The 18,949-nt window shown below is 70.0% G+C and carries 13 protein-coding genes; 7 read left to right on the top strand and 6 right to left on the bottom strand.

Annotated features, from left to right (window positions below; all coding sequences use genetic code 11):
* Positions 1-17 precede the first annotated feature (17 nt).
* Complete coding sequence (locus tag H504_RS0105200; protein ID WP_026421911.1) at positions 18-341, top strand: YciI family protein; 324 nt, start codon at positions 18-20, stop codon at positions 339-341.
* A gap of 3 nt (positions 342-344) precedes the next feature.
* Positions 345-2,201: a DUF6596 domain-containing protein gene (locus tag H504_RS0105195; RefSeq protein ID WP_026421910.1), complete on the top strand. Its 1,857-nt coding sequence runs from the start codon at positions 345-347 to the stop codon at positions 2,199-2,201.
* A 6-nt stretch (positions 2,202-2,207) separates the two neighbouring features.
* Here H504_RS0105195 and H504_RS0105190 read toward each other — a convergent pair whose 3' ends face one another.
* A complete protein-coding gene (locus tag H504_RS0105190; protein WP_084467387.1) occupies positions 2,208-2,678 on the bottom strand; it encodes a pyridoxamine 5'-phosphate oxidase family protein in 471 nt (156 codons plus the stop codon).
* A gap of 72 nt (positions 2,679-2,750) precedes the next feature.
* Between H504_RS0105190 and H504_RS33370 the strand changes: the two genes are divergently transcribed.
* The 3 genes from H504_RS33370 to H504_RS33355 all read left to right on the top strand — a co-directional run bounded on the left by H504_RS33370 (position 2,751) and on the right by H504_RS33355 (position 7,122).
* Complete coding sequence (locus tag H504_RS33370; RefSeq protein WP_051385504.1) at positions 2,751-3,977, top strand: MFS transporter; 1,227 nt, start codon at positions 2,751-2,753, stop codon at positions 3,975-3,977.
* Positions 3,978-4,312: 335 nt separating this feature from the next.
* A complete protein-coding gene (locus H504_RS38390) occupies positions 4,313-5,566 on the top strand; it encodes a GUN4 domain-containing protein (protein ID WP_051385503.1) in 1,254 nt (417 codons plus the stop codon).
* Positions 5,567-5,571: 5 nt separating this feature from the next.
* Positions 5,572-7,122, top strand: coding sequence for an SPFH domain-containing protein (locus tag H504_RS33355; protein ID WP_157440224.1), 1,551 nt, complete (start codon positions 5,572-5,574; stop codon positions 7,120-7,122).
* On the opposite strand, the gene H504_RS0105165 is transcribed toward H504_RS33355, so the two are convergent.
* Positions 7,099-9,204 (bottom strand): ATP-binding protein, encoded by a 2,106-nt coding sequence (locus tag H504_RS0105165; protein ID WP_026421908.1) that lies wholly within the window; start codon positions 9,202-9,204, stop codon positions 7,099-7,101. The genes H504_RS33355 and H504_RS0105165 overlap by 24 nt on opposite strands.
* A 207-nt stretch (positions 9,205-9,411) precedes the next feature.
* Between H504_RS0105165 and H504_RS0105160 the strand changes: the two genes are divergently transcribed.
* Complete coding sequence (locus tag H504_RS0105160) at positions 9,412-10,278, top strand: WD40 repeat domain-containing protein (protein ID WP_026421907.1); 867 nt, start codon at positions 9,412-9,414, stop codon at positions 10,276-10,278.
* Between the two features lie 251 nt (positions 10,279-10,529).
* Here H504_RS0105160 and H504_RS0105155 read toward each other — a convergent pair whose 3' ends face one another.
* From H504_RS0105155 to H504_RS0105140, 3 genes are all read right to left on the bottom strand, one after another.
* Positions 10,530-11,324, bottom strand: coding sequence for a DUF1684 domain-containing protein (locus H504_RS0105155; RefSeq protein ID WP_026421906.1), 795 nt, complete (start codon positions 11,322-11,324; stop codon positions 10,530-10,532).
* 60 nt (positions 11,325-11,384) lie between these two features.
* Positions 11,385-12,653, bottom strand: a complete 1,269-nt coding sequence (locus H504_RS0105150; RefSeq protein WP_026421905.1) for an MFS transporter — start codon at positions 12,651-12,653, stop codon at positions 11,385-11,387.
* Between the two features lie 1,080 nt (positions 12,654-13,733).
* Positions 13,734-14,660, bottom strand: coding sequence for an NHL repeat-containing protein (locus tag H504_RS0105140; RefSeq protein WP_026421904.1), 927 nt, complete (start codon positions 14,658-14,660; stop codon positions 13,734-13,736).
* A 592-nt stretch (positions 14,661-15,252) separates the two neighbouring features.
* On the opposite strand from H504_RS0105140, the gene H504_RS0105135 reads away from it, so the two are divergent.
* Complete coding sequence (locus H504_RS0105135; RefSeq protein ID WP_026421903.1) at positions 15,253-17,298, top strand: tetratricopeptide repeat protein; 2,046 nt, start codon at positions 15,253-15,255, stop codon at positions 17,296-17,298.
* Here H504_RS0105135 and H504_RS33350 read toward each other — a convergent pair.
* Positions 17,264-18,919: a hypothetical protein gene (locus H504_RS33350; RefSeq protein ID WP_157440222.1), complete on the bottom strand. Its 1,656-nt coding sequence runs from the start codon at positions 18,917-18,919 to the stop codon at positions 17,264-17,266. The genes H504_RS0105135 and H504_RS33350 overlap by 35 nt on opposite strands.
* Between the last annotated feature and the right edge of the window lie 30 nt (positions 18,920-18,949).

Raw genomic sequence — 18,949 nt, 5'->3', positions numbered from 1 at the left:
ACCTGGAGGAGATGGACATGCGTTACCTGCTGATGTCGAAAGCGATCGAGACGACCCCCGCGCCGGACGAGAAGCTGTTCCAGGAGATGGGGCGGTTCGTCGAGGAGTTGACGGCGGCGGGGGTGTTGTTGGCGGCCGGGGGCCTGGCGCCGGAGGGGATCCGGGTGACCTCGGTGGGGGACGAGATCACCGTCACCGACGGCCCGTTCGCGGAGGCCAAGGAGGCGGTGGCCGGGTTCGCCCTGGTCGAGGTGCACTCGGCGGAGGAGGCGGTGGAGCTGACCCGGCGGTTCCGGCGGATCGTCGGCGACGGGATCAGCGTCATCCAGCAGGTGTTCTGACCCGTGTCCGACGTCCACCGCACGCTCGACGCCGTCTGGAAGCTGGAGGCGGCGCGGGTGGTGGGCGCGCTGACCAAGCTGGTCGGCGACGTGGGGGCGGCCGAGGAGTTGGCCCAGGACGCCATGGTGGCGGCGCTGAAGCAGTGGCCACGCGACGGCGTCCCGGACAACCCGGCCGCGTGGCTGACGACGGTGGCCAAGCGGCGCGCGGTGGACCACATCCGGCGGTCCACACGCGAACGTGAGTACCGGCAGGTGCGGGAAGACCAGCCCGCGGACGACGTCCTGGAGCTGGTCTTCCTCGCCTGCCACCCCGTGTTGCCGACCCCGCACCGGGTGGCGTTGACGCTCAAGCTGGTCTGCGGGCTGACGACCGACGAGATCGCCCGCGCCTTCCTGGTCGACACCAGGACCATCGCGAACCGGGTCACCGAGGCCAAGCGGGCGTTGGCCGAGCGCCCACCGCGGGCCCGCGGCGACCTGGCGTCGGTGCTGGAGGTCATCTACCTGGTCTTCAACGAGGGCTACTCGGCGACCTCCGGTGACGACCTGCTCCGCCCCGGGTTGTGCCTGGAGGCCCTGCGGTTGGGGCGGATGCTGGCCGAGTTGACCCCGGACAACCCGGAGGTGCACGGGCTGGTCGCGCTCATGGAGTTGCAGGCGTCCCGCTCGGCGGCGCGGACCGGCCCCAACGGCGAACCGATTCGGCTGCACGAGCAGAACCGGGGCCGGTGGGACCTGCTGCTCATCCGGCGCGGCTTCGCGTCTCTGCTGAGGGCGAGGGGTGGGCCGCCGGGGCCGTACGTGCTGCAGGCGGCCATCGCCGCCTGTCACGCCCAGGCGCGGTCGGCCGAGGACACCGACTGGCGGCAGATCGCGTCGCTGTACGCGGCCCTGGAACACCTGCTGCCAACTCCCGTCGTCCGGCTGAACCGCGCCGTCGCCGTGGGCATGGCGGACGGACCCGAGGCCGGGCTCGCCATGGTGGACGCGCTGGTGGACGACCTGCGTGACTACCACCTGCTCCCCAGCATCCGGGGTGACCTGCTGGTCCGCCTCGGGCGCGGCGCGGAGGCCAGGGTCGAGTTCGAGCGCGCGGCCGCGCTCACCGAGAACGCCGCCGAACGGGCGTTCCTGCACCGTCGCGCGGACGAGGTCACGACGGTCCACGGTCGTCCGCTGGCCGAGGCCGCCACCGAATTCCTCGACCGGTTCGACCGCGCCACGGCGCATTCCTATACCCAGACCCTGAACCGGCTCCGGAAGACCTTCGGTGATCGGACGCCGGTGGAATCCCTTACGCCGCAAGGGGTATCGGCGATGTTCACGAGCACATGGGACACTGCGTCGGCTCGAACGTGGAACCGGCACCGGGCGGCGGTGCGGTCGTTCGCCGCCTGGGCCGAGGTCGACGATCTTGCCGCTGGTATCGACCGCCGTGCGGAAAGCGTCCAGGCTCGTGTCGCTGTCGACCTGACAATGCTGTGGCAGAAGCAGGTCCCGGCGCGAGAACGTCTACTGTGGACTTTGTTGCGCGAGTCACGGGCGGCGGTGCGAGCGGTGCTCGACCTCGACGTGGAGCAGTTGGACCTCACGCGGCGGCGCGCGGACGGGATTCGCTGGCAGGGGGAGACCGCACGGCTGCTGTCGCAGGTACTCGACGGCCGCACGCGCGGTCCACTGTTCCTGGCCGACCGGCGCCCAGGACCGGGACGGCCCCCGCGAGAGGGGGACCTGTGCCCGGTCACCGGCCGGGGACGGCTCTCCTACGAGCGGGCCGAGTACCTGTTCAAGCGCGCCACCAAGGACGTCGACCCCGAAGGGGTGGGGTACACCCTGGGGGTGCTGCGCCGCCGGTGACCGGGTTCAGTCGGCCTGCGGCGCGTTCGCGATGAACCGGGCCGGTCGGACGAAAACGGCCGCGCGGCGAGTGGCGACCATCTCGCGGTCGTACGCGTCGAAGTCGTCGTGCTTGCCACCGGCCGCGGTGAAGATGGTGCGCAGCAGACCGGGCAGTTGGTCGCCCGCGATGTCGGGATGCGGGTCGTCCGGCCCGAAGATCTCGGTCGGGCCGGAGACCGCGATCCAGTCCCAGCCCGCCCGGAACACCAGGTTCGCCCTCGGCGCGCGGCGCAGGTTGCGCAGCTTCGCCGTCCCACCCCGGGACACCAACGCGAGAACACGTTCGCCGGTGCTCGGGTGATCGATGATGCCCACGTTGACCACGGCCGGAGCCGGGTCCCCATCGGCGCGGATGGTTGTCAAAACGGCCAGCCAGTGCTCCGTCGCCGCCAGCTCGGCGACCTTGGCCAGTCCGCTCACCGTGTCATACCCCATGCGATCACCCTATCGCCGTCGGTGAAAAACCAGGCGCCCCAGAGCACTCGGTGGCGCTAACGTCCTGGGCCGGTGACCACCTTGCGCGCCATGGCCGAGCGGGAGTTCCGGCTGCTCATCACCGCCCGACTGGTCTCCCAACTCGGCAACCAGGCGGCGACCACCGTCACCGGACTCGCCGTCCTCACCTTCGGCGACGCGACCGACGTCGGCCTGGTCCTCGCCGCCGAGTCCCTGGCCTTGGCCGCCTTCCTGGTCGTCGGCGGCGTACTCGGCGACCGCCACCCGCGTCGCCGTCTGATGATGGCCGCTGACCTGGTCCGGTTCGCGTCCCAGGGGCTGACGGCGGCCTTGGTGGTGTTCGGGTGCGCGCGGTTGTGGCAGGTCGTCGCCCTGCAGGTCGTGTCCGGCGCCGCTGCCGGTGTCTACCTACCCGCTGTCACCGCGATCGGAGCCGAGGCGAGCTCCGCCGAGTACCGCGGTGCGGCCAACGCCCTGCGCAGCCTGGTGAACGCCGTGACCGCGATCTTGGGCCCCGCCCTGGGCGGCCTGTTGGCGGTCGCCGTCGGCCCCGGTCAGGCCTTGGTCGTCGACGCGGGAACGTTCGCGGTCAGCGCGGCCGTGGTGTCCGCCCTGCGGGTCGGCAGGCGACCAGGAGGAGACCGGCAACACGTCGTCGCCCAAGTCCGCGCGGGCTGGCGCGAGTTCCGCTCCCGCCGCTGGCTGTGGACGGTGACCACCCTCGCCGCTCTGTGCGGCATGCTCGTCTTCGCCCCGCTGATGGTCCTCGGCCCCGTCATCGCCCTGTCCACCCCGGGCGGCGCAGGCGCCTGGGCCTCAGTGCTGTCCGCCCTCGGCGTCGGCGCGGTGGCAGGCGGGATCCTGATCACCCGCCGCACCCCCCGCCGCCCGCTCGTGTGGGTGGTCAGCGGTGCCCTGCTGCTGTTGCCCTTGCCGCTACTACTCGCCGTCGGCGCCCCACTCCCCGCACTGTGGTGCGGCGCTCTCGCGATGGGCGTCGAACAGTCGGCCTATTGGACCCTGTGGCAAACCACCCTCCAGCAACGCATCCCCACCGACCTCCTCAGCCGAGTGTCCTCTTTCGACTGGCTCGGCTACTACGCCGTCGGACCACTCGGCTACCTGCTGACCCCACTCGGCGTGTCGGCGTTCGGAGTCACGGCCACGCTGCTGGGGGGTGTGGTTGTCGTGTCCACAGTGGTCTGTGCGTTGCTGCTGCTACCAGAGGTCCGAGCAGATCAGCCCCGGCCGGGGCGCCTGCGGCGGGGTGTCCGATGAGATGAGGTCGACTCCCGGAAAGTCTCGGCAGGCTGTAGCGGGCGGTCAGGGTGTCTCGCAGGTGATTACCCACCTTGACGACTATCAGGACACCCGCGAGGGAGCGGCACGCCATTTGCGACCTGTCGGTCCACATTTCGTGCTGTTGCCAAGGCTGAATCCGGATTGACGCGCCGGAAGGCGTGTAGATGGCGGTCCAGGTGGTCTACTCGGGACAGGGCGTGCGCGGTGGTGACGGCGGGCTCGATCGCCGGGCCTCCCGGGTGGGTTGACAGTTCCTGGACATTACCGAGTGCGGCCCGCACTTCGCCGGAGTCCGTCGGGACACTGGGGGCATGACCCGTATCACGTCGTTCGGGGTCGCCGGGAGCCCGGGGCAGCCGCCGATCCTCGTCGAACGGTTGGTGCTCGGGGTCGACGTCGAGGGGTTCAGCAGGCTGATCACCCGTCGCCAGCAGGTTGTGCAGCAGCGGCTCGACCTCATGTTGGACGCGGCCGCGCAGGCGTCCGGGTTGAGCCGGACCGAGTGGGACCGGCGGGCCGAGGGGGATGGCGAGACGGCTGTCCTGCCCGGTGACGTCGACCTGCTCGTCGTCCTGCGCACCCTGGTGGAGCGGCTGGACGACCTGCTCGTCAGCGACCGCTCCGACAGCTCGCCCGACCTGACCATCCGGTTGCGCGTGGCGATGGTGCTCGACGTGCTGACCCCGGGCATGCTCGGTTACGCCGGTCCGGCGCTGATCACCCTCAACCGGTTGCTCAACGCGGACCCGGTGCGCGGCGCGTTGCGCGACCACCCGACCGCGAACCTGGCACTGGTCATCTCCGACCGGCTCTACGACCGGGCCGTGCGCAACGAGTTGGGTGGCCTCCGGCCGGACCAGTTCGCCGAACTGCGGATCGACCTGCCGCGCAAGAACTTCCACGAGACCGCGTACCTGCGCATCCCGGGCAACCACGCGCGGGCGCGGGCGCGGGTCACCCCGGACCCGATCGACCTGCGGCACCTGCACGGGGTCAACGGGCACCAACCGCGACGGCCCCCGGAGATACCGGCGGCACCGCCGACCCCGGAGCCGGTGCCCGAGCCGCCGAGCCGCGCGGTCCTCGACCTGGTCGCCGATATGCAGCACGCGCTCGCGGCGGGCGAGGTCGCCGCCGCCGACGAGTTGACCACCCGGGCGTTGCTCGAACACACCGGTCGCACCCGGGCGGGCTGGTTGCGCATTGACGACGGCGCCCTGCTGCCCCTCGACCTGCTCGCCTCCATCGACGCGGCGTGGTCGGCCGCGTCCAGTGGGGCGTGGGGACTGCGCGCCCAACGCGCCCGGTGCGCGGACCTGGCCGTCACCAGCCCGCGCCAGTTCCGGGCTCTGTGCGTCCTGCTCGGTTGGCGGGCCAACCCGGACGACCCGGTGCCCCCGTACCCCGCCTTCACCGGCGGCGCCCCGGACGGGCCGTTCTACCCGACCCTGCGCAACCCGGACCGCGAACACCACGAGCGCTGGCACGACGACTGGGCCAAGACCGTGATCGCCGTCCACAAGAGACTGATCGACTGTGCGCTACGCGCCCCATCGAGGTGGTGAAGGTGATGCCGGTGTTGTTGGTGATCGGCCTGGTGGCGGTGGTGCTGGTGATCGCCCTGCTGCCGCTGCGGCCGCGCCGGATTCCGCTGGGGCACGTCGGACTGGTCCACCGGTCGCGGGGCAAGCGCGGCGTCGGCGACACCGGGTGGGTCAGCGTGACCGGCGGCCCGGGGTGGCAGGCGGGAACGGTGCCCACGTTCACCGTGTACTGGCCGCGCCCGTTCGAGCGGCTGGTCGTGGCCCCGCAGGTGCACGTACCCAACGGGACGTTCGGGTTGGTCGTCGCCCGGGTCGGCGCGATCCGGCCCGCGGGCAACCAGTTGGCCAAGCACGTGGAGTGCAACCACTTCCAGGACGCGCACCGGTTCCTGTGGTCCGGCGGTGAGCAGGGCCGTCAGCAGCAGGTCCTGATGAGCGGCTACTACAACATCAACCCCCAGGTGTTCGACGTGATCACCGTGAACACCCCGGACAAGGCCGCCGTGGAGGACCTGACCGTCGACGACCTGCGTGGCACCAACATCCCCATCGGTGAGACCGGCGTCGTCATCGCGCACGCGGGCCTGGCGCCGTCGACCGCCCCCACAGACGCGGGCAGGGTGGTACCGGGACACGACCGGTTCCGGTTGTCGTGGGTGTTCCTGGCGAACGGCGGCGAGATCGGCGTCCAGTCCGAGACGCTGCCCGAGGGCGGCTGGTACGTGCTCAACCCGTGGTTCGCCTCCGTCGTCCCGATCCCGACCCGCCACCTGATCCTGGAGTGGACCAGCGACCCGAAGTCGGCGGACAACCTCGACGCCTCGCTCGACGAGGTGGTGCTCGACGTGCAGGGGCACACGGTGCGGCTGAACATGACGCAGACGGTGCGGATCCCGGCGGAGATCGCGCCGCTGCTGGTGCGGCGGTTCGGGCACAACAAGCAGTCGGGTCGCGCGCTCGTCCGCCAGTTCGTGGAGAAGGAACTCGCCGCGACGGTGGCCGGGTACTTCCGCCGCATCGGTGGGCACTACCGCATCCAGGAGTTCATCACCCGCTACGACGAGGTGTGCGTCGAACTCGCCGGGGAAGTCCGCCAGGCCCTCGCGACCACCGGCATCATCGCCATGACCACCACCCTCGAACAGTTCCACTGCGACGAACCCGCCATCAACGAGATGCGCCGCCGCATCGCCGTCAAGCAGGAAGAGGTCCGGCTCGAAGAGGCGAGCCTGGCCGAACTCCGCGCCCGCAACACCAACGAGGCCGTGGTCTCCGAGATCGAACACCAGCGCATCCGCGTCCAGGAACACCGCGAACGCCTCAAGCACGTCGAGATCCAGGTCCTCGTCGAACTCCTCGGGCCAGACCACGTCGGCCTCACCCGCGCCGTCGCCGAGCTGGTCAAGGCCAACGTGCCCACCATGATCAGCGGCGCCGACGGCGGCATGGCCGAGGCGCTGGCCCAGATCATGCCGCTCGCCCAGGCCAAGGACATGCTGATGGCCATGATCAAGGACACCGCCAAGCCACTGCCACCCGCCGCCGACGCGGGGTCAGCCGCGATCCAGTCGGACTGAGACGGTCAGCGGCGCCGGGCCGGCGCGGCGGGGCGCGGACAAGGCGGCCGGGAGGGTGAAGGTGAAGCAGGAGCCGCCCGTGGGGTTGTCGGTGGCGGTGATGGTGCCGCCATGGCGCTCGACGATACGTTTGCAGATGGCTAGGCCCAGGCCGGTGCCCGCGTAGTCGGCGGTGTGATGGGCGCGGTGGAAGTTGTCGAAGATCGCGTCGTGGTGGCCCGCCGGGATGCCGATGCCGTTGTCGGCGATGGTCACCCGGACCAGGTCAGCGCGGCGAGCGGTGGTGATGTGCAGGCGCGGGGTGACGCCCGGGGCGGTGTACTTCATCGCATTGCCGATGAGGTTGTCGAGGAGTTGGCGGACCAGGACGACGTCGGCCTGGACCGGATCGAGGTGGGTGAAGGTGAACGTGGGGACCGGGGTGTCGGCGACGGTCGCGGTGTCGCTTCGGGCGGTGGCGATGTCGGTGACGAGGGCGGTCAGGTCGACCGGAACCGGGGCGACGACGGCGTCGCGCGCGGTCGTATAGGCCAAGAGGTCGTTGATGAGACCGCGCATCCGGCCCGCGGCGCGGGTGACGCGGGCGAGACCGGCCTGGGCGCGGTCCACCGCCGCGTGCGCGTGGATGCCGTCGAGTGATTCGCTGGCGGCGTCGGTCCAGCCTTCGACGGCGGTCAGCGGGTTGAGCAGGTCGTGCGCGACGGCGCCCGCGAAGGTGGCCAGTTCGTCGCGGTGGCGGCGTTCCGCGGTGACGTCGTGAAAGAGCAGGACAACGCTGTTGCGGCCTGTCCCGTCAGGTAGGGCTGTCGCGTTCACGCTCAAGATACGGCCACCGGGGATGCCGACGTTGCGGACCAAGATGTCCATCTCGTGTACGTCGTGGCCGGACTGGACGCGCGCGTGGGGCATCTCGTCTGAGGCGATGGGGGTGCCGTCGAGGTGGAACAGTCCGTAGTGCCCACTGTCCCGGATGGTTCCGTCGGTGCTGACCTGACCGCCGAGCAGGTACACCGCCGCCGGGTTCCGCAACGTGATGCGGCCATCGGCGTCGACGACGGAAAGACCGTCGCCCATGGAGTCGATGATCGCCCCCATGAGTTCGGCGCGGCGGTTGGCGTCTTCCCGGCGCGCGGCCAACTCCCGCACCAGAGTCACCCGCTCGTCACGGCCGAGGGCCAACGCGAGCCCGACCACGGCGACCATCGCGATGAACAATTGCACGATCAACGCCTTGGCGGCGTGCTGGGAAAGCACCGCGAACGGGCCGTCGCCGTGCAGGGTGAAAACCACGGCGATGGTGCCAACGGCGAAGTCGTGCAACACCACAAACGTGGTCGACAACCGTGTCGCCGCCCACACGGTGAACGCGATAAGGGTAAACGCCAGCGGTAGGCCGTGGTTGTAGGCGAAGCAGACGAGGTAAGCGGCGATAGAGGACACGGACAGCGCGAGGTACTCACCAACCCGCCACGCCGACGTAGCCCTGAGGTCCTCTACGGCCGACCGCCACGCACAGCCCTGTCGTGCCCGGTAGGTCACCACAGCACGCGCGACGAACAGGCCCACCGCGCCAACCAGCAGGATGCCCGCGGTGTTCCGCGCCAGCCACACCGCCGACGCGAGCCACGCGTAGTGGCCGGTCATCAGCCAGATCGCGGTCGGGCCAACCGCGACACCGCTCGCCGTCGCCAACGCGGCCGCCGCAAGCGAACCCCACAGGTCGCGCGGGCCCTTAGGACCACCCGACGGGCCGAGGTCGAGCAGCGTGGGCCGCCAGCGCGCGATGAACAGCCCGAACAGCTCGGCCTGCGCCAGGTTGGCCACCACGAACACGCAAGCGAACTGCCACGTCGCCCCGGTCGCCATGTTGACCACGACGGTGACCACCGACAGCGCCAGCACGTCGGCCAAGCGCGCGCGGGAACCCCGCCGCACGCAGAACCACACGGCCGCCACGCCCGCCGCGGGCCACACCATGCTCAGGTTCGTGCTGTCCATGACCGTCAACCGCCCGGCGACCGTGGCCACGACGTAGAGCGCCGTGAACAGCGCCGTACGGGCCAACGAGCTGCCGAGCTTCATGCGCGGGACATCGGCAGCGGACCTCGGCGGTTGAGCTCTTTCACCAGCACGGGTGATGGCCGGATACCGCCGGAATGTCCACATCCCACATTCCGCGCAGTCGGTTGACACCCTCGGTAAAGTCAGGCAAACGCCATTGTGCCGGTTACCGGAAAAGGACGAAGGGCGCTATCGGAAACAGGTTCCCCAGGTGAGACGGACGGAAGAATGAACAACAGCACGCTCCACCGACCCCGCCGGACTACCGGCACCGCACCCCGCCGCGAATGCGCCATCACCAGCCACGACGGCGCTGTGCTCACCCTCGACCACGCCGGGGTGATCCGCCGAAAAGGTGACGTCCGGGCAACCCTGGCCGGTGAGTGCGCGTTCCTGTGTTCGTCGGGCCCGATCGTGCTGACCGGGGGAGCGGGCGGCGTGCTGCTCAACGCCCTCACCGCGGAACCGCTGCACCGCCTCCCGGTAGCGCTGACCAGCGCGGCGGCATTTCCCGGTCACGCCGTCGTCGGTACCGAGGCGGGCGAGGCTGTCATATTCGCAGTGGATGTCGACCAGGTAAGAGCCGTGGATACCGTCCGCGCGCACGACACCGCCATCGCCGATCTGACTGTGGCGGGCGGCGTCCTCATCGCGCTCGCCACCGACGGCGCGATCGCCCGGTACGACCTCACGACCCTGGAACTGTTCGACCGGATAACCGACACAGGTGCCCACGCCTGCATAGCGCTACCGGACAACCGATTCGCAACCGTCGGGGCGGACCTGCGCCTGTGGTCGGAGTCCGAAGTGGTCGCGATCCCCGCACCACACCCACTGACCTGCGCCGCCGTCACCACCGACGGCATGGTCATCGCGGCGGGCTCGGCCACGGCCCAGGTCGCCCTCTACGACCTGCCCACCCGACGCTGGTCCACCGTCGAGACCACCGCCCCCGTCACCGCCCTGCACTACGCCGACGGCAGCTTCCTGGCCGCCGACGGCACGGTCCGCCACATCCCCGCCGTCCCCGCCGACCCGGTGGAAGCGCGGCCCGGTCAGGCCGCGCTCCCCGAACCCCGGTCCGATGTGGACTAGCGGCTCGACCTGGCCACGCCCCCGAACGCGCCCAGCGCACGTTCTGGCGTCCTTGCCTGCAACGCCGTGAACAGGCAGATGCACAGCTAGCGCTTTAGTGGGTTGACCCGGGAATTCGTGTAGTCGCGTCTCGACCTGCCCACGATGTCCCTGGCTGCGCCACTGGCACGTCCAAGGACGAGGCCGTTCCGGCGCCTTGTCAGGAACGCCGTGGACAGGCCGATACGCGGCCGACGTTCCGGGTCGGGCCGCTAGTGCGCGAGAGCTTCCTGCTCGAACGGGATCAGCTCGCCCGCCTCGACGGCGAACGGGAGGTTGTTCCCCGCGGGCGGCAATGGGCAGGTTGCGAACGCGGTGAACGCGCATGGCAGGTTCACCGCGCGGTTGAAGTCCAGCACCACGGTGCCGTTCTCGTCCGGCTCGGCCACGGCCAGTGACCGGTTCGCCGCGTAGGTCGTCACTCCGCTGGTGGCGTCGGTGAACAGGATGCTGAACCCGCCCTGCTTGCCGTTGAACGCGGTCAGCGTGTGTTCGGCCCCGTTGTAGGTGAACCGCACGATGCCGGGTGAGGTGTAGACGTGGGTCAACCCGGCCACCACGGCGCCCACCGTCGTCGGTCGGGCCTCGTCGAACGGCTCGTAGACCCCGCTGAGCACCCACTCCGACTTCGGGTCGTACGCGGGCACCCCGCGGAACCCGCCGACCGCGTCCGCCTTCGGGTCGTGCACCCGGATCAGGTAGTCCCGCCGCCGGGCGATCTCCACCTCGACGTCGCCCGCCCGCACCCGGGTCCCGGCGCCGCTGTTGACCAGCTCGATCCGCTTCACCCCGGTGATGGCCTCGCCGTCGTGGCTGAGCTCACCGCCGTTCGGGTCGACGTAGGCCGCCTCGGCGTCCTGCCACCACAGGCCCGGCAGCCCCTGGTACGCCGTCGGCTGGTCGGTCAGCCAGTCGAGCGACACCAGCGCCAGCCAGCCGTACGGGTCGGCCAGGTCCCGCTCCCGCTGCGCCTTCCACTCCTGCCACTGCTCCGCGAAGTCCGCCATCGCTGTCCCTCTCCCGCCGCCGGTTCGCCTGTCCCCAGCACAAACCGGCGGGCAGGCCGACTATTCCGCGTGTTCCACATCGCGGGAGCCCTGGCCAGAACCGGCCGCCACCTGCTTTTCCCGCCCGACGGCGGGTTGTCGCGGTAACAGGAACGGGGTCCCGAGCAGCAGCAGACCAGCCAGGGCGATGGCCGTGCGCGGGCCGGTGACCTGCGCCAACACACCCCACAGCACGGTGAGGGCGGCGATGCTGAGCGTGGTCGAGGTCGACCAGGCGGCGAGCACCCGGGCCTGCCGGTCGGCGGTGGTGTTGTTCAGCCGGTAGGTGGAGAGCACCGGGTTGAAGATGCTCGCGCAGACGATCAACCCGAACTCGGTGACCATCACGACCACCAACCCCACCGTCCCCGGTTGGACGAACGCCAACCCCAGCGGCCAGCAGGCGCGCAGCACCCCGAAGACCCGCAACACCCGCCACTCACCGAGCCGCGACACGACCCGCCGGGCCAGCCGGGACCCGATCAACCCGCCGACACACGGGACCGCGAACGCCAACCCGTACTCCCAGACCGGGAACCCCAGGTGGGCGAGCATCAACACGGACAGCACCGGCTCCGCCGCCATGATCAACCCGTTGACCAGCAGCACGTTCACGAAGAACGGCCGCAACGTCGAGTGGCTCAGGATGTACCGCCACCCCTCGACCAGGTCACCCCACCGCCGAACAGCGCTCGGCCTCGCGGGCGGCGCCTGCTCCCGCTCCCGGATCGCGGCGATCCCCAATGCCGACAGCAGGTAGCTCACCGCGTCGATCGCGACCGTCGCCACCGGCCCGAACACCCCGATCGCCGCCCCACCCAACGGCGGCCCGACAACCGTCGCCGACCACGTCGTCGACTCGAACCGGCTGGACGCAGGCAAAAGGCCGTCCCCCGGCACGATGGTCTTCAGATACGCCCCACTGGCCGCCGTGAACGCGATCTTCGCCCCCGCCGCCACAATCGACACGACCAGCAACTGCGCGAACGACAACACCCCCAACCAGTACGCCACCGGCACCGACCCCATCGCCACGAACCGCAGCACATCCATGACGATCATGACTGGCCGCTTCGCCCGGAACTCCATCCACGGCCCCAACGGCACCGACAGCACCGCCCCCAACGCCAACCCCGCCGACGACAGCACCGCCACCTCGACGGCCCCCGCCCCCAACCCCACAATCGCGACGATCGAGAACGCCCCGAACCCCAGCCCCGTCCCATAAGCGCTCACCGCGTACGCGGCCCACAACCACCGGAACGACCGCCCCAGCCCGACCTTCCGCACTGCTTCGCACCCCCAGTCCCGCGCCACCCGAGCGTGCCACGACGCACCGACAACCACGGGACCGACCCATCCCGTTCGGTCAACCGCGGCGATGGTGATGGCCGCGTAGCCAGTGTTCGAGGCGGGATGGTATGTGGCGTTGACGTGCGCTGACACGTGACCCTGAGGCCACTGCGGCTCGGGTCGAGCGGGTGGTCGCAGCGGGGCGATGACGACCGCGCGGGTAGTGGTCGGGAGCGAGCGGTCGTCGGTGTGTCATGGCGTGGTGCCCTGCGGCCGGTCTGACTCGGCAAGGCTGGTTGGGAAGCGACATCGCGACGGCCGCATGGCTGCCGGCGCACGTGGGCGGACAGTGCGGCAAGTGCCGGCCTGCCGCCGCGTACTGGCGACCGCAGGCCGGGCCGAGGTCCCGGTCGACTTGGTGCCCGGAAGCGGCGGCGGTCGAGTCGGGGTGGGCGGGCCGCCTGCAGGTCCGCCGCTGATCGGCTGAGCCGCTGACTCGCGCACCGGCCGGGCTCACCTCGGTCTCTGAGCATGCCTGCGGAGGGGTGGTTGGTGGTGGAGTGGCGGTGGTGAGGTGGCCGGTGGTGAGGGGTAGGCGGTGACGTGGTTGGCGGTGAGGTGGCCGGTGGTGACGTGGTTGGCGGTGAAGTGTTTGTGGTGAGGTGGCCGTTGGGGCTGTGGGTGGAGTTGCGGGCGTAGCGGCCGGTCATGATCGTCGTGGATGTGCTGCGGTTCGTGGCGATGGGGTCGTGCCGGTGGCGTATTGGTTGGGAGTGTTGTTGTTCGCGCAGTTGCTGGTCGTGGCGAGGTGACCGGTGGTGACGTGGTTGGTGGTGAGGTGGCCGTTGGGGCTGTGGGTGGAGTTGCGGGCGTAGCGGCCGGTCATGATCGTCGTGGATGTGCCTTGGTTGTTCGTGAAGTGGTTGGTGGCAGAGCAGCCGTGGGTGGTGGTTGTGGGATCGGGTTGTGGGATCGGGTTGTGGTTCGGGCTGAGGAGGCGGGTGGGTGCTGCGGGTGGTGGTGTGTCGCGGTGTGGTGGTGACCGCGGGGCCGGGCCGCGGATCGAGTGGGCGGGGGTTAGAAGCGGGGGATGGCGGTGGCCGTGTAGGTGGTGGTGGGGGTGGGCGGGGTGCTGAAGCGGGCGTTGACGGCGTAGAGGCGGTCGGTGAAGGCGGCGATGGCGGTGGTCGTGTCGAAGTGGCGGTCGGTGAGGCGGCGCTCCAGGGTGGCGGCGGTGCCGTCGGGGCGGAGGGTGAGCTTGGCGATTCGGTTGAACCCGTTCTCGACGACGTAGAGGTCGGTGCCGAGGCGGAGTTCGCCGTCGTTGCCGAGGAGGCTGTCGGTGCCGAGGTCGACGGCCTTCGCGGCGCCGGTGGCGGGGTCGACCCGGAACAGCTTGCCGGTGCCGGTGTTGCCGACGATCAGCGCGCGGCCGTCCGGGGTGGTGACGATGCCGTTGCCGTTGAAGGACTTCGGGTCGTTCGGCCAGTCGCCGGTGAGCGGCACGGTCACGGCGGCGGGTGGGAGTGAACCGTCGCGGCCGAGGGGGAGTTTGTAGAGCTGGGGAAGGGTCGAGTCGGTCACCCACACGGCGTCCCGGGCGATCACCAGGTCGTTGAGGAAGGCGCCGGTGGCGCCGACCGGGAACCGGGCGATCAGCTTGCCGTCGCGCGTGTCGACCACCCGGACCTCGCCCGAGGTGCCGCCCGCGACGAACAACCGGTGGTGCTCGGAGTCGACCTTGAGCCCGACCGAGGGCGCCCCGACCCCCGGGCTCAACTGGGTGCTCGCACCGGTGCGCAGGTCGATCTGCTGGATGCGCCCATCGGCCAGTGAACCGAAGTACGCCACCGGCCAGGACCCGATCGCGATGCCCTCCGGGCGAAACCCGTCGGGCAGCCGGAGCTCACTCGGGAAACCGGGCGCCGCCGCGGTGGCGGGTGCCCCGACCAGGCCGAGCAGCACGGCCAGCAACCCGACCAGCAACACTGTTTTCCTTGTCATTCCCCGGAGTCTGGCCGGGCCGCGCGGCCACGACCTAGACCAATCCGGGTGACGACGTCCCCACTCGTGCGTTCGGCGAGGTGATCGCCGAACCTGGCGGTGCGGAGTGACAGGGCGGGTGTGGCGTGGTCGGTCGGGCAGGCTGCGGTCGGCGGGTGGTCGAGGCGGAGGCGGGTGTGGCCTTGCGGCAGGCGCGGGGCCGCTGGGTGTCCGGCTCGGCGGTGCGTGCGAGGGGACGCCCGCGTTCACGCGGAGACCGGGGCGGACGAGGCCCCGGTCCGAGTGTGCACGGACCGGGCGCGAGGGTGTTGTCAGAGCCGTGATCATGGTGTTTCCCCTGTGGTTCGAAGGTGCTGGTGTCGAGTATCCGCAGGTTCGGCGGCGAAGGGGAGCGTTCCGGCGTTCGATCACCCGTTCGATAAGCGGGGTTCACGAGAACCGGAATGCCTTGCCGGGCAACGAGTACGCTCCGTACCCGAAAGTGGCGCACACCCGCGTCCTGAGTGGACCTTGTGGCGATCCGGGTGATCGGGGCTACGGCTGGCCGCGAGATCGGTACGCTGGGCCCCGGGTCGAGTCGCGGAGGGGATTGATGGTCGACGGCGTCCGGAACGTGTTGTCGGGGTACGCCACCAACGCGGTGCAGGCCAACCAGATCAATGGCGACCTGCACTTCCACGGAGTTCGGTCGGTGCGGGTGCCGCGGATGGTTCCCCCGGAGTCGCCCTACTTCACGAACCAGTCGCGGGTGTTGGCGGAGGCTGATCAGGCTTGGCAGCGGGCTGATCCGAGGCGGCCGCTGGTCATGGTGTTCTCCGGTCTGCCCGGCGTGGGGAAGACCGAGGTCGCGCGGAAGTGGCTGGGGGAACACGCCGACGAGTTCCCGGACGGGCACTTCGCGGCCGACCTGGCCGCGGTGGAGCGGGACGGGTTGGAAGGCACCGTGCTGGGGGAGTTCCTGCTGGAAGCGGGATATGAGCCGGGCACGATCCCGGCCACCGCGAGCGGGCGGGCCAGCGCGTTCCGGTCCTGGTCGGCGGACAAGCGGATCGCGGTGATCGTCGACAAGGCGTTGTCGCCGCCGCAGGTGCGCATGTTCACGCCCGGCGGCGGTCGGTCGGTGGTGGTGGTGACCGCGACGGGTGGGCTCAGCGGGCTGGGGATCAGCGAGCAGGCCGTGGTGGTCAACCTGGCTCCCTTGGAGGACGCGGCATCCTGGATGCTTTTGACCGAGATCATCGGTCAGGAAAGGACTTCTGCCGAGCCGGAGGCGGTTGCGGCGCTGGCCGGTTTCTGCGCCGGACTGCCGATCGCGCTCTGCGTGGCCGGGTCGACGATCAAGCACTTCCCACATCGGCGCATCGGCCGGTACGTGCGGGAACTCGAAGACCAGAAGCGCAGACTGGCCGTGCTGTCAAAGGAAGCGGGCCTGTCGGTGTCGGCCGTGTTCGACGCGGCCTATGAACGACTCGGTGAGTCCGCGCGCATCTGTTACCACCTGCTGGGCGTGCATCCCGGGAGCGGTGACGTGCACCCGGACACCATCGCGGCTGTCGTGGGCGCCAACGCGGCCGGGGACGGCGTCGATGAGCTCATCAGCGCCAAGTTGGTGCAAGAGTCCGCGAAAGGCAGGTTGAGTATGCACACGCTCGTTCGCCTGCACGCGTCACAGCGCACGGATGATCCTGATTTGCTCGCCCGCGTTCTCGCGCACTACCACCACGTCGGTGTGGCAGCGGGCCACGCGATGATGCCGCAACGCCCGTGGCGGGACATGTTCGTCCCGGAACTGGCGCGATTTGATGCTCTGGCGCCGGCCAAGCCGAGGAACTGGTTGGTGGCTGAGCGGTCGAACCTGTTGAGCGTGGTGGAGCGCGCGGTCGAAGCAGGCCACCCCGACTACGCCTGGGAACTCGCGCTGTTGCTGTGGCCGCTGCACGAGTGGGGCAAGTACCACGCTGACCTCGCCGCAGCGGGTCGTATCGGCGCCGAGGCCGCGCGGGCCGCCGGACGCGACGACCTCGTGGCGATCTTGCTGACTCAGCAGGCGTTCGCCGAGATGCACGGTGGCCGACCGGAAGCAGCCGTACCGCTGGGCCGGGAATCGCTGGACGTCGCGCGCGGCACGGGCAATCGCGACCTCATCGCCACCGCCGTGGAGACCTTGGGCCTGGCCTTCCTCGGATCAGATGATCGCGAACGCGCCGGCGTGCTGCTGCGCGAGAACCTGGAGTTCGCGGAGGGTATCGGCATCGGTCGCCGGGTGGCTGTGGCGAAGATGCACTTGGCCAAGTGCTGCGCGCCGGACGAGGCGATCGAGTTGCTCAGTGCGGCACGCGCGGAGTTCGGTGCGGAGACGATGAACGTCGCCAAGTGCGACCTGCTCCTGGGCACCGCGCTGTTCCAGGCCGGGCGGTACGAGGACGCCGTGTCCCGGTGCTCAGACGCGTTGACCGCCATGCGGATGCTGGGCAGGCCGTTCGACGAGGCCCAGATCCTGACCCTGCTCGGACGCGTCGCCGCGGCGCAGGGGAACGACGATACCGCTGCCGACGGCTACCGGCAGGCGCTGCAGATTGCTGAGACCTTTGGGTATGAGCCGCTTATCCGCGAGCTGCGGAACTTGTTGGCGTCTTGAACTCGGCCGTCACGAGGCGGTTTCCGTGTCTTACCGACAACCGGCACGGTAGGTCGACGAGGCTACCGTGCGCGGTTAGCCAGGCGTGGACGACGGAAGCGCTTGCGTCGTCGAGGCCGGTTACGTAGACCTCGTTGCCATCGCGGGTGACGACCAGCCACTCGTGTTCGGACACCGGTCCTGCGGCCAGCGCGCAGCCGGGGAGTCCGCGGAGCACTTCAGTGGCGTCTGCGGCGTCGGGTACGAGGATGATTTCGGCCAGTTCGAGGTAGCGGCGCAGTGGTTCGCGGGTGCTGACTACGAGATGGGTGTTCGGCGGCAGGCCCTTGTGCGCATCCAGCAACGCAGGAAATCGGGTTACCGCAACGGTTAGGCCGGTCAGTTCCGTCTGGACCAGTTGTGCCTCGACGTCACGGGTGAGTCTGTCCGGGCACGACACGGCGCGGACTTCTGCGGGGTAAGGAGGCTCGGATAGGTCCATCAGGTTGTAGAAGCACGACCGCAGTAGAGCGGCGGACTCGTCGGGTGCTGAGGTCGCCAGCGCGGTGAGGTCGGCCAGATCGGTGGGGTCGTAGGTGGTGATTACGTCGTCCAACTGCTTGGCGAGGTCCTTGGCGTCGTCGAGTAGAGGAGCGCGTCGTAGGAAACGGCCGATGGGGGACGCGGGCGTCACGGTGTGAAGGGGTGCTACGGCAAGCAGGACTGGACGGTCCAGTGCGGCGCTGTAGAACGTGACCGAACCTTGGTCGCCGACTACGACATCCGCGGCGACCACAGCGGCTTGCCAGTCGTCTGGCTGCGGTAGCAAGGTGATCCCGGCGCGGGAGCACTCACGCAGCCAGTTCCGCAACTGCCACTCGCCGTGCCAGGCCGCGATGTTGGGGTGCAGGGCGGTCACGACCCGGTACTCGTCCAGCGGCAGCCGCGCGAACCGGCGGACCAGGTCGATCCCGGTGCCGAGCAGTGAGGCAGATCCCCAGGTCGACGACAGCACAACCAACCGTTGCCCGTCCTCCACGCCCAGCGCGCGCCGGTACACCGGACGCAGCGGGACGCTCGCGCGCAGCCGGTCCAGGACCGGGTCGCCGCCCACCACGCTGACCCCGACCGCCTCCGGGCACGCCGCCGCCAGCCGGGTCCGCTGCTCCACGTGGGACAGCACCAGGGCGTGCGGGATCAGCTCGCCGCCCGCCACCAGCCAGCGCGGCTCGAACCCGAACTCCGCCCCTGTTTCCCTGTTTCCCTGTTTCCCTGTTTCCCTGTTTCCCTGTTTCCCTGTTTCCCTGTTTCCCTGTTTCCCTGTTTCCCTGGGAAGGTACTTATTATATCCCATTCCATGGGGCAAAATCAGCCGATTGGCGGAAATGGTGCCCAGATCACCGCCGAGGCTCGCGATGATCGCCAGGTGGTAACCGTCCGACCGTGCCGACGTCCACGGGCGGACCCGGATTCCGCGGGTGGCGAGAAACGCCTCGGTCCCCTCGGTGAACGCCGACGACCCCGGCACGGTGAACTCGACCAGCACCCGGGCATCCCCCGCGACCAGGCCGATCACGTCCAACAACCGGGTCGCGGCGGTGATGTTGTGCACGACCCCCAGCACGCGCCGCTCCGCCCGCACCGTGGCCCAACCACCCACTTCCCATCCCCT

It is taken from the genome of Actinokineospora inagensis DSM 44258, from assembly GCF_000482865.1.
GTDB classification, from domain to species: Bacteria; Actinomycetota; Actinomycetes; order Mycobacteriales; family Pseudonocardiaceae; genus Actinokineospora; species Actinokineospora inagensis.
The sequence above is the reverse complement of the archived record's forward strand: the minus strand, read 5'-3'. Positions and strand labels throughout refer to the sequence as shown.